Genomic DNA, 12,131 nt, shown 5'->3' on the forward strand with positions numbered 1-12,131 from the left:
AGACCATGGACCTGCTGTTCCTGGGCACCTCCGCCGGCGTGCCGACCAAGACACGCAATGTGAGCGGTACCGCAGTAATCGAGGCCAGTGGCAGCCACTGGTACCTGGTCGACTGTGGCGAAGGCACCCAGCACCGGCTGCTGCACACACCGCTGTCGATCCGCGACCTGCGCGCCATCTTCATTACCCACGTGCACGGCGACCATTGCTTCGGCCTGCCGGGCCTGCTGGCCAGCGCCGGCATGAGCGGGCGCACCCAGCCGCTGGACCTTGTCCTGCCCGCCGCCCTGCACGACTGGGTGCGCCAGGGGCTGGTGGCCAGCGATACCTTCCTGCCGTTCGAACTGCGCCTGCTGGCCGTGGAAGATCTGGTGGAGTGGCGCAGTGACGCCCTGGAAGTGACTAGCGTGCAGCTGTCGCACCGGGTGCCGAGCGTCGGCTTCGTGTTCACCGAGCTCAACCCCGAACCGCGACTGAACATCCCGCGCCTGGAAGCCGAAGGTATCCCCCGCGGCCCGCTGTGGGGCGAGCTGGCCAAGGGTTTGACGGTGCAGCATGGCGGTCGGCGGCTGCACGGCAAGGATTACCTGCGCCCTTCGCGCCCGCCGCGGCGGGTGATCGTGTGCGGCGACAACGACAACCCCGAGCTACTGGCCGATGCCGCCAGGGGCGCGGACGTGCTGGTGCACGAAGCCACGTTCACCCAGGCGGTGGTTGAGCGCACGGGAGTCACCTTCGGCCACAGCACCGCGGCTGCGGTGGCGCGCTTTGCCGAAGCGGCGGGCGTGCGCAACCTGGTGCTGACGCACTTCAGCGCCCGCTACCAGAACGACCCACGGCGCAGCCCGAGCATCGACAACGTGCGCGACGAAGCCCTCGCCCACTACAGCGGGCAGCTTACCCTGGCGCAGGACCTGCAGCGCTATCACATCGGGCGCGATGGCTGTCTCGAACCGGCCGGATGATTTAGCATGGCCGGTTTTCCAAAAGGACTTGGCCATGCAACGCATCGTGATTCTGGGCAACGCCGGCAGTGGCAAATCGACCCTGGCCCGGCAGATAGGCGCACGCTTGGGCGTGCCGGTGGTGCACCTCGATACGTTGTTCTGGGAGACCGGCTGGGTCGAGCCGGATGCCGAGACCTTCCGTACCCGCGTGCGCAATGCGGTGGCTGGGGAGGCTTGGGTATGCGAGGGCAATTATGCCCGCCGCACGTTCGACCTGCGTCTGCCGCGGGCCGACCTTGTCATCTGGCTGGATACGCCGAGACTGACCTGCCTCAAGCGGGTGATCCTGCGCAGTGTGCTGAACAAGCCCCGACCGGACCTGCCGGCGGGATGTACCGAGCGGCTGGACCGGGCGTTTCTGACCTTTTTGAAGTTCGTATGGACGTTCGATCGGGGGTATCGGCCGGGGATCGAGGCGAGCCGCCAGGCCACAGGGCCGCAGGTGCCGGTGGTGCATTTGCGAGGTGAACGGCAGATTGCGGCGTGTCTGGCAGATCTTACCCAACCCGCCCCGGCAGCGCGGCCCCTGTAGGAGCGGCCTTGTGTCGCGAAAGGGCCGCAAAGCGGCCCCGGCGATGCCCGCGTCTACTTCAAGATCCTGGGGCTGCTGCGCAGCCCGATCGCGACACAAGGCCGCTCCTACAAAAAGCGCGTACTCCTGATACTGACGGCGCTAGGCCGCCAACCGCCCACTGGCAATCGCCTCCGACGCCGCCAGCATCGCGCGCAGCAACACTGCGCAGCCCGCAGCCAGGTCCTCGGGCGTGGCGTTCTCGATCTCGTTATGGCTGATACCGTTCTCGCACGGCACGAATATCATCCCCGCCGGCCCCAGTTCGGCCAGGAAGATCGCGTCGTGCCCCGCGCCGCTGACGATGTCCATGTGCGGCAGGCCCAGCGCCTGCGCCGATTTGCGCACGGCATCGACACAGGCATTGTCGAAGTACAACGCCGGGAAATCAGCCGTAGGCACCAATTCGTGGCTCAGGCCATGCCTGGCACAGGTCGCCTCGATCACCGCACGCACATCGGCAATCATCGCATTCAGCTGCTCACCCTCCAGGTGGCGGAAATCCAGGGTCATGCGCACTTCGCCCGGGATCACGTTGCGCGAGCCCGGGTAGGCCTGCAGGCACCCCACCGTCCCACAGGCATGGGGCTGGTGGCCGAGGGCGGTGCGGTTGACTGCCTCCACCACTGCCGCCGCGCCGACCAGGGCGTCCTTGCGCAGGTGCATGGGCGTAGGGCCGGCGTGGGCCTCGACACCGCGCAAGGTCAGGTCGAACCACTTCTGGCCCAGCGCACCCAGCACCACGCCGATGGTCTTGGCCTGATCTTCGAGGATCGGGCCCTGCTCGATATGCGCTTCGAAGTAGGCACCCACCGGGTGGCCTGATACGGCGCGCGGGCCGGCGTAGCCGATGGCGTTCAACGCCTCACCAACACTGACACCCTGGGCGTCGCGCTTGGCCAGGGTTTCCTCCAGCGTGAACTTGCCGGCGAACACCCCGGAGCCCATCATGCACGGCGCAAAGCGCGAGCCTTCCTCGTTGGTCCACACCACCACTTCCAGCGGTGCTTCGGTTTCCACGCCGAGATCGTTGAGGGTACGAATTACCTCCAGCCCGGCCATCACCCCGAAGCAACCGTCGAACTTGCCACCGGTGGGCTGGGTGTCGATATGGCTGCCGGTCATCACCGGGGGCAGCTTGGGGTTACGCCCAGGGCGACGGGCGAAGATGTTGCCGACGGCGTCGATGGTGACCGTGCAACCGGCGGCCTCGCACCACTGCACGAACAGGTCGCGGGCCTGACGGTCGAGGTCGGTCAGGGCCAGGCGGCACACGCCGCCCTTGGCGGTGGCACCGAGGCGGGCCAGGTCCATCAGGGACTGCCACAGGCGGGTGCTGTCGATGTGGTGGGCGGTGGTCTTCAGGATCTCTTTGACTGGGGTCACGGGTTTCTCCTTCAGGCTTTTTGTTGTCTGTGCCGCCTCTTCGCGGGCATGCCCGCTCCCACAGGATCACCACAGGTCTGGAAAACCGTGCAGTACCTGTGGGAGCGGGCGAGCCCGCGAAGAAGCCAGCGCGGTCTCACGGCAAGGGCTTGGCCACCCGCGCCGGGCTGCGCGCGACCACACGGGCCAAGAGGTAATACAGCGCCCCACCCAGCAGCGAACCGGTGAACCAACCGTAGTCGTAGAACCAGCTGAAACTGCTGTTGCCAATCGCCATGACGGTCAGCGCCACCGGCAACGCAAAGGCGGCAAAACCGGCCCAGTTCCATGCCGGGTACACGTCGTCACGGTACAGCCCGGCCAGGTCCAGCTCCTGCCGGCGGATCAGGAAGTAGTCCACCACCATGATCCCGGCGATCGGCCCCAGCAGGCTCGAATAGCCCAGCAGCCAGTTGGAATACACGCTCTCCAGGCTCAGGTCGGAAACGATCCAGCCCAGCTTCTTCAGCAGCTCATGGCCCATCAGCGCCAGGCCGATGAAGCCGGTCAGCCACACCGCGCGGCTGCGCCCGATCAGGCGTGGGGCGATGTTCTGGAAGTCGTTGGTCGGCGACACGATGTTCGCCGCGGTGTTGGTCGACAGCGTGGCGATCACGATCAGCGCCATGGCCAGGGCCACCCAGAACGGGCTGTGGATCTTGCCGATCAGGCTGACCGGGTCGGACACGGTCTCGCCAACCAGCGATGCCGAGGCTGCGGTCAGCACCACGCCCAGCGCAGCAAACAGGAACATGGTCAGCGGCAAGCCGAAGATCTGCCCGAGAATCTGGTCCTTCTGGCTGCGGGCATAGCGGCTGAAGTCGGGGATGTTCAGCGATAGCGTGGCCCAGAAACCGACCATGGCGGTAAGCCCGGCGCAGAAGTAGCCGAGCATGTTCGCCCCTTCCGGGCGCTTGGGCGGCTGGGCCAGCAATTCGGTCATCGACATGTGCGGCAAGGCCCAGAACAGCAGGCCGACACCCACGGCCACCAGCAGCGGTGCCGACAGCGTTTCGAGCCACTTGATCGACTCGGCGCCACGCAGCACCACCCACAGGTTCAGGCACCAGAAGATCATGAAGCCGATCACCTCGCCGGTGCCGCCCAGGGCCTTCCAGCCGTCGAACACCGAGCCAAGGAACAGGTGGATGGCCAGGCCACCGAACATGGTCTGGATGCCGAACCAGCCACAGGCGACCACCGCCCGGATCAGGCATGGCACGTTTGAGCCGAGTATGCCGAACGACGAACGCAGCAGCACCGGGAACGGAATGCCATACTTGGTGCCAGGGAAGGCGTTGAGGGTGAGCGGGATCAGAACGATCAGGTTGGCCAGCAGAATAGCCAGCAAGGCCTCGCCCACGCTGAGGCCGAAGTAGGCAGTGAGCACGCCGCCGAGGGTGTAGGTGGGCACGCAGATGGACATGCCCACCCACAGGGCGGTGATGTGCCATTTGTTCCAGGTGCGCTGGTGCACCTTGGTCGGGGCGATGTCGTGGTTGTAGCGCGGGCTGTCGAGGACATCGCTACCTTCGGACAGCTCGAACAGGCCATCGCGCTCGACCACTTCCGATCTGCTCTGCTGCATGGGGGCTTTCTCCAGATTTTCTTCTAGTTGTTGCCCATCGGGCTGATGCGATGGCCGGAGTACTCACGGTTCATGTGCTTGAAAATCTCGACCAGATTTTCATCTTGTCAAGTAAGTCAAAGCATCAGAAAGCTACGCAGTCAGCACTAATAATTAAATTAACCCATTAATTTCAATCACTTAAAAACCACAAAATTAATGGGAAAATTTTCTTGCTGAATCCCGGATCAGCATCTAGCCTCGAATCTTGTCAGGCCTGACAGGATTAACCGCCCTGCCCGCCCTGCATCAAGAAAACTCCAAGAACCGGCCCAGACCGGTCAGCCTGCGAGGAAAACGGCATGTCCCTGTTGATCCGTGGCGCCACCGTGGTCACCCACGAAGAGAGTTACCCCGCTGATGTCCTGTGTGCCGATGGCCTGATCCGTGCCATTGGGCAAAACCTCGAACCGCCCACCGACTGCCAGATCCTCGACGGCAGTGGCCAGTACCTGATGCCCGGCGGCATCGACCCGCACACCCACATGCAGCTGCCGTTCATGGGCACGGTGGCCAGCGAGGATTTCTTCAGCGGCACCGCCGCGGGCCTGGCCGGTGGCACCACTTCGATCATCGACTTCGTCATCCCCAACCCGCAGCAGTCGTTGCTTGAGGCCTTCCACACCTGGCGCGGCTGGGCGCAGAAAAGCGCCAGCGACTACGGCTTCCATGTCGCCATTACCTGGTGGAGCGAGCAGGTAGCCGAAGAGATGGGCGAACTGGTGGCCAAACATGGGGTGAACAGCTTCAAGCACTTCATGGCCTACAAGAATGCGATCATGGCCGCCGACGACACCCTGGTGGCCAGCTTCGAGCGCTGCCTGCAACTGGGTGCAGTGCCCACCGTGCATGCCGAGAACGGCGAGCTGGTGTACCACCTGCAGAAAAAACTGCTGGCCCAGGGCCTGACCGGGCCGGAAGCCCACCCGCTGTCACGCCCATCCCAGGTCGAGGGTGAAGCGGCCAGCCGAGCCATCCGCATTGCCGAGACGCTGGGCACACCACTGTATCTGGTGCACGTTTCCAGCCGCGAAGCGCTGGATGAAATCGCCTATGCCAGAGGCAAGGGCCAGCCGGTCTACGGCGAAGTCCTGCCCGGCCATCTGCTGCTGGATGACAGCGTCTACCGTGACCCTGACTGGGCCACCGCCGCAGGCTACGTGATGAGTCCCCCGTTCCGCCCGCGTGAACACCAGGAGGCGCTGTGGCGTGGGCTGCAATCGGGCAACCTGCACACCACCGCCACCGACCACTGCTGCTTCTGCGCAGAGCAAAAAGCCATGGGGCGCGACGATTTCAGCCGTATCCCCAACGGCACTGCCGGCATCGAGGACCGCATGGCGGTGCTGTGGGATGCAGGGGTCAACAGCGGGCGCCTGTCGATGCATGAGTTCGTTGCGCTGACCTCCACCAACACCGCGAAAATCTTCAACCTCTTCCCTCGCAAGGGTGCCATTCGTGTTGGTGCCGACGCCGACCTGGTGCTGTGGGACCCGCAAGGCACGCGCACCATCTCGGCCAAGACCCACCACCAGCAGGTGGACTTCAACATCTTCGAAGGCCGTACCGTGCGCGGCATCCCCAGCCATACCATCAGCCAGGGCAAGGTGCTCTGGGCCGATGGCGACCTGCGTGCGGAAAAAGGCGCGGGCCGGTATGTGGAACGGCCGGCGTATCCGTCGGTGTACGAGGTGCTGGGGCGCAGGGCCGAAGTGCAGCGGCCGACGCCCGTACAGCGCTGAAGCCATTGGGGCTGCTGCGCAGCCCATCGCGACACAAGGCCGCTCCTACAGGAGTGCGCGGTTCCTTGTAGGAGCGGCCTTGTGTCGCGATGGGGCGCGCAGCGGCCCCAGAAACCACCGCAATGCTTGTCGCCTGCATCCATAAAAAATAGAGAGGCTACAACCGTGATCGACGCCCTGAACCACTTGCCGCGCCCACGGGCCGGCGCCGACCAGCTGGCCGAGCGCTTCAGCGACCTGGCCCCACCCCTCACCGCCCGCCAGGCCGCCGTCGAAAGCGCACGCTGCCTGTATTGCTATGACGCCCCCTGCGTCAACGCTTGCCCCAGTGACATCGACATCCCGTCGTTCATCCACCGCATCAGCGACGAAAACCTGCAAGGCGCCGCCGAGCGCATCCTCTCGGCCAACATCCTCGGCGGCAGTTGCGCCCGCGTCTGCCCCACCGAAATCCTTTGCCAGCAAGCCTGCGTGCGCAACAACGCGCAGGAATGCGCACCGGTGCTGATCGGCCAGCTGCAGCGCTATGCTCTGGACAACGCCCACTTCACCGAGCACCCGTTCCAGCGCTCGCCGGCCACCGGCAAGCGCATCGCCGTGGTCGGTGCCGGCCCTGCCGGGCTGTCGTGTGCCCACCGCCTGGCCATGCACGGGCATGATGTGGTGGTGTTCGAGGCCAGCGACAAGGCCGGTGGCCTCAACGAGTACGGAATCGCCCGCTACAAGCTGGTGGACGACTATGCCCAGCGTGAAGTGGAATTCCTGCTCGGCATCGGCGGCATCGAGATCCGCCATGGCCAGCGCCTGGGCAGCAACTTTGGCCTGGGCGAGCTGCGCGACCAATTCGACGCAGTGTTCCTCGGCCTGGGCCTGAATGCCGTGCGCCAGCTCGGCCTGCCTGATGAAGAAGCCCCCGGCCTGCTCGCCGCCACCGCATACATACGCGAACTGCGCCAGGCCGACGACCTGAACCAGTTGCCCCTCGCCGACCGCTGCCTGGTGATCGGCGCCGGCAACACCGCGATCGACATGGCCGTGCAGATGAGCCGCTTGGGTGCCCGCGACGTCAACCTGGTGTACCGCCGTGGCCATGCCGACATGGGCGCCACCGGCCACGAGCAGGACATCGCCAAGGCCAACCAGGTGCGCCTGCATACCTGGGCCCGCCCCGATGCCGTGTTGCTGGACGACAGCGGCAAGGTGCGCGGTATGCGCTTTGCCCGCACCGAGCTGGCAGACGGCCGCCTGCGCGACACCGGCGAAACCTTCGAACTGGCTGCCGATGCCATCTTCAAGGCCATCGGCCAACGCTTCGACGACGCCAGCCTCGTCGACCCGGTGGCCGCACAACTGGCGCGCGACGGCGAGCGCATCCGCGTCGACGAAACGATGCAGACCAGCCTGCCGGGCGTCTATGCCGGCGGCGACTGCACCGCCCTGGGCCAGGACCTTACCGTCCAGGCCGTGCAACACGGCAAGCTGGCCGCCGAAGCCATCCATGCCCAACTCATGCTCAACGTGGAGGCTGCGTAAATGGCCGACCTGTCCATCGAATTTGCCGGCATCAAGGCACCCAACCCCTTCTGGCTGGCCTCCGCTCCGCCAACCGACAAGGCCTACAACGTGGTCCGCGCCTTCGAGGCCGGCTGGGGTGGCGTAGTGTGGAAAACACTCGGTGAAGACCCGGCGGCAGTCAACGTGTCGTCGCGCTACTCGGCGCATTACGGCCCCAACCGCCAGGTGCAGGGCATCAACAACATCGAGCTCATCACCGACCGCTCACTGGACATCAACCTGCGCGAAATCACCCAGGTGAAGAAGGACTGGCCCGACCGCGCACTGATCGTGTCGCTGATGGTGCCCTGCGTGGAAGACTCGTGGAAGTTCATACTGCCGCTGGTGGAAGCCACCGGGGCCGATGGCATCGAACTGAATTTCGGCTGCCCGCACGGCATGCCGGAGCGCGGCATGGGCGCGGCGGTCGGCCAGGTGCCGGAGTACGTGGAAATGGTCACCCGCTGGTGCAAGACGTACTGCTCGCTGCCGGTGATCGTCAAACTCACGCCGAACATCACCGATATCCGCCAGTCGGCCCGCGCCGCGCACCGTGGCGGGGCGGATGCGGTGTCGTTGATCAATACCATCAACTCGATCACCAGCGTCGACCTCGATCGCATGGTCGCCCACCCCATCGTTGGCGACCAGAGCACCCATGGTGGTTATTGCGGTTCGGCGGTGAAGCCGATTGCCCTGAACATGGTCGCGGAAATCGCCCGCGACCCGCAAACGCTCGGCTTGCCCATCTGTGGTATTGGCGGCATAGGCAGTTGGCGTGACGCAGCCGAGTTCATGGCCCTGGGCAGTGGCGCTGTACAGGTGTGCACGGCAGCGATGCTGCACGGCTTCCGCATCGTCGAGGACATGAAGGACGGCCTGGCGCGCTGGATGGACCAGCACGGGCACCCCAACATCGAAGCGTTCCGCGGCCAGGCGGTGGGGCATACCACCGACTGGAAGTACCTGGACATGAACTACAAGTCGGTGGCGCACATCGACCAGCAAGCATGCATAGGCTGCGGGCGCTGCCACATTGCCTGTGAGGACACTTCGCACCAGGCGATTGCCAGTACGTTGCAGGCTGACGGGACGCATATCTACAGCGTGATCGAAGAGGAATGCGTGGGCTGCAACCTGTGCCAGATCACCTGCCCGGTGGAGAGCTGCATCGAGATGGTGGCCCAGGATACCGGCAAGCCGTACCTGAACTGGACGCAGGACCCGCGTAATCCCTACCGCGAGGCCAGTTGAGGCAATTGGGGCTGCCTTGCAGCCCTTCGCGGGCACGCCCGCTCCCACAGGGATCGCGCCGCTTGGGAGGGCAGCGAAACACCTGTGGGAGCGGGCGTGCCCGCGAAGGGCCGCAAAGCGGCCCCAATCGCTCAGCGTACACCGACCTCAAGGCTCCAGCCCGATCCCCCGCAAGATCACGCTGGTCACCGTCTGCACGGCATTTTCAAAGGCCATGTCCGACAACGCCTCCCCGCCATTGAGCAACGTCACCTGGTAACCAAAGTCGGCATAGTGCTGGGTCGAGGCCCAGATCATGTACAAAAGTGCCGACGGCTCCACCGGCAGGATGCGCCCCTCCTCCACCCAGCGGCGGATCTTGGCTTCCTTCAACTTGGCCCAGGGCACCAGGCTTTCATCCAGGTTCACCCCCAGCACCGGCGCCCCATGCAGCATCTCTTCGGCCCAGATCTTCGAGCCCAGCGGCCGCGAGCGCGAGTGGCCCATCTTCGCCCGGATGTAACTGGTCAGCACCACGCGCGGGTCGTCGAAGTTCTCGAAGCACAGCGCGTCCTGCTTCCACACATCCAGCAGGTCCTGCAGCACTGCGCGGAACAGATCGTCCTTGGTGCTGAAGTAATAATGCAGGTTGGAACGCGGCAGCTCGGCCTGCTCGGCGATATCACCCATCGACGTGGCGCCGTAGCCCTTCTCGGCGAACACCTTTTCCGCCGCCTGCAGGATCTTCTCGATATTGCGCCGGCGGATTTCGATCTTGTGATTGGCCATCAGGCTTGGGCCGTCCACACCGCCAGCTCATAACCGTCTGGGTAGATGAAATTGAACTCGATGTTGTCGATCTGCCGATCAGTACCGCGAATGCCCATGTGTGCTCCGTGCCGAAGGGGTATGCCCTAGTCTACTCCGCTTACTCCAAGCCAGCGCAATCCCTGTAGGAGCGGCCTTGTGTCGCGAAAGGGGTGCGTAGCGCCCCCGGGATTTCAGCCTCACTGCATGAATTGCCGGGGCTGCCGGCGAGACCGCCACCTTAGCCACAACTCGCCCGATCACGCACCGGGCACTGTGCGCGGTGCAGGTTCAGTGCGGTGTTGATGATGCCGATATGGCTGAATGCCTGGGGGAAGTTGCCAAGCATGCGCTGGCCCGCCGGGTCGTACTGTTCGGCCAGCAGGCCAACGTCGTTGCACAGGCCGGTCAGGCGTTCGTAAAGTGCCTGCGCTTGTGCCTGGCGGCCCAGCAATACATACACGTCGGCCAGCCAGAACGAACACACCAGGAAGGTGCCCTCCCCTGGAGTCAGGCCATCGCTACAGCTGTCGCTGTCATAGCGCAGCAGAAGACCGTTTTTCATCAGGCGCTGTTCGACCTGTTCAAGCGTGCGCAAAAAGCGTGGGTCATCAGCCGGCAGGAAGCCGGTCAGGGCAATCTGCAACAAACTGGCGTCCATCTCGGTCGAGCCATAGGCCTGGACGAAAAAACGGCCGCTGGGGTCCAGACCCCGCGCGCATACTTCACGACGAATCTCGTCAGCCACCTGGCGGTAGTGCTGCCCACGCTCGCGGCCTTCCTCGGTGGTGTCGGCCAGCCCTGCGGCACGGTCGAAGGCAACCCAGGCCATGACCTTGGAGTGCACGAACTGCTGCCGGCCGCCGCGCACTTCCCAGATGCCCTCGTCCGGCTGGCGCCAGATGCGCTCGACGTAAGGCAGGATCAGACGTGAGATGGCGGCGCTACGTGGATGGCGGGGCAAGCCCCCCTTTATTGCCTGGGTCATGGCATCGGCGAGTTCGCCGTAGATGTCCAGTTGCATCTGCCCTGACGCTGCGTTGCCCACCCGCACCGGTTGCGAGTGCTCGTAGCCGGCCAGCCACGGCAAGGTGTATTCCTGCAGGTCGCGCTCACCGGCCAGGCCGTACATGATCTGCATCTGCTCGGGGTTGCCGGCCACCGAGCGCAACAGCCATTCCCGCCAGGCCTGGGCTTCGTCGAAGTAGCCGAGGTTCATGAAGGCCAGCAGGGTCATGGTCGCGTCGCGCAGCCAACAGAAGCGGTAGTCCCAGTTGCGCTCGTGGCCGATGCGCTCGGGCAGCGAGGTGGTGACGGCGGCAACGATGCCGCCGGTGGGCGCGTAGGTCATGGCCTTGAGGGTCAGCAGCGAACGGCGCACCAGGGCGGAATATGGGCCCACCTGTGGGCAGCGGGCGGCGAAGGCCCGCCATTGGTCGATGGTCTGCGCCAGCGCTTGGTCGATATCACAGCCGGGCTGCATCGGCAGGTGCGAGGGCTGGTGGCGCAGGCTGAACACCTGGCGTTCGCCCGCGCCAACGCGAAAGCGGGCGACCGTGTGCTGGTCACGGGCATGCGGGGGGACGGTGCTGCACAGGATCAGCCGGTCGGGGCCGGCGACGGCGCTGAGGGTCAGCGGGTCCAGCCGTTCTACCCAGGGCACGCTGCGGCCATAGTCGAAGCGCATCACCAGGTCCATCTCGAAGTTGGTTTCGCCTGCGAGGCCCTCGACGATACGCACCAGCGAGTTGACCTCGCCCAGCGGCATGAAGTCGAGCACACGGGCGCGGCCGGTGGCGGTGACCCAGGTGGTTTCCAGCACCAAGGTGTCGTCCACATATTGGCGGCTACTGTATTCGACCGGGTCGCAGGGGGCCAGGCGCCAGCGGCCGTTTTCTTCGTTGCCCAGCAGGGCGGCGAATACCGCGGGGGCGTCGAAGCGTGGCAGGCACAGCCAGTCGAGCGAGCCATCGCGGCTGACCAGGGCGGCGCTGCGGCAGTTGCCCAGCAGGGCATAGTCTTCGATGTGGGCAGGCATTGGGGCTCCTTTGTGTGTTTGCCTGTGACGGCCTCTTCGCGGGCACGCCCGCTCCCACAGGTGCACCACAGCCCGTGAAGGCGGTGCAATACCTGTGGGAGCGGGCGTGCCCGCGAAAGGGCCGGCA

Annotated in this window: 9 protein-coding genes; 5 read left to right on the plus strand and 4 right to left on the minus strand. The window is 65.1% G+C overall.

What is annotated here, in order from left to right:
* Positions 1-5: 5 nt before the first annotated feature.
* The gene (locus tag GYA95_RS13445) at positions 6-965 is read left to right on the plus strand and encodes a ribonuclease Z (RefSeq protein ID WP_015270986.1); all 960 of its coding nucleotides are present in this window, start codon (positions 6-8) and stop codon (positions 963-965) included.
* 34 nt (positions 966-999) lie between these two features.
* Positions 1,000-1,539, plus strand: a complete 540-nt coding sequence (locus GYA95_RS13450; protein ID WP_015270987.1) for a P-loop NTPase family protein — start codon at positions 1,000-1,002, stop codon at positions 1,537-1,539.
* A 141-nt stretch (positions 1,540-1,680) separates the two neighbouring features.
* On the opposite strand, the gene GYA95_RS13455 is transcribed toward GYA95_RS13450, so the two are convergent.
* Positions 1,681-2,964: a Zn-dependent hydrolase gene (locus GYA95_RS13455; RefSeq protein ID WP_015270988.1), complete on the minus strand. Its 1,284-nt coding sequence runs from the start codon at positions 2,962-2,964 to the stop codon at positions 1,681-1,683.
* A gap of 136 nt (positions 2,965-3,100) precedes the next feature.
* Positions 3,101-4,591 carry an NCS1 family nucleobase:cation symporter-1 gene (locus GYA95_RS13460; RefSeq protein WP_015270989.1) on the minus strand — a complete coding sequence of 497 codons (1,491 nt, stop codon included), beginning with the start codon at positions 4,589-4,591 and terminating at the stop codon, positions 3,101-3,103.
* Between the two features lie 341 nt (positions 4,592-4,932).
* Here GYA95_RS13460 and hydA point away from each other — a divergent pair, with 341 nt between their 5' ends.
* The 3 genes from hydA to preA all read left to right on the plus strand — a co-directional run bounded on the left by hydA (position 4,933) and on the right by preA (position 9,180).
* Positions 4,933-6,372, plus strand: coding sequence for a dihydropyrimidinase (hydA, locus tag GYA95_RS13465; RefSeq protein WP_013973312.1), 1,440 nt, complete (start codon positions 4,933-4,935; stop codon positions 6,370-6,372).
* Positions 6,373-6,537: 165 nt separating this feature from the next.
* Positions 6,538-7,905 carry an NAD(P)-dependent oxidoreductase gene (locus tag GYA95_RS13470; protein WP_015270990.1) on the plus strand — a complete coding sequence of 456 codons (1,368 nt, stop codon included), beginning with the start codon at positions 6,538-6,540 and terminating at the stop codon, positions 7,903-7,905.
* Positions 7,906-9,180 carry an NAD-dependent dihydropyrimidine dehydrogenase subunit PreA gene (gene preA / locus GYA95_RS13475; protein WP_015270991.1) on the plus strand — a complete coding sequence of 425 codons (1,275 nt, stop codon included), beginning with the start codon at positions 7,906-7,908 and terminating at the stop codon, positions 9,178-9,180.
* Between the two features lie 147 nt (positions 9,181-9,327).
* Here preA and GYA95_RS13480 read toward each other — a convergent pair whose 3' ends face one another.
* Positions 9,328-9,948, minus strand: a complete 621-nt coding sequence (locus GYA95_RS13480; RefSeq protein WP_015270992.1) for a TetR/AcrR family transcriptional regulator — start codon at positions 9,946-9,948, stop codon at positions 9,328-9,330.
* Positions 9,949-10,207: 259 nt separating this feature from the next.
* Entirely contained in the window at positions 10,208-12,004 is a 1,797-nt protein-coding gene (locus tag GYA95_RS13485; RefSeq protein WP_015270993.1) for a glycoside hydrolase family 15 protein, read from the minus strand.
* Between the last annotated feature and the right edge of the window lie 127 nt (positions 12,005-12,131).

The organism is Pseudomonas asiatica (genome assembly GCF_009932335.1).
Taxonomy (GTDB): Bacteria; Pseudomonadota; Gammaproteobacteria; order Pseudomonadales; family Pseudomonadaceae; genus Aquipseudomonas; species Aquipseudomonas asiatica.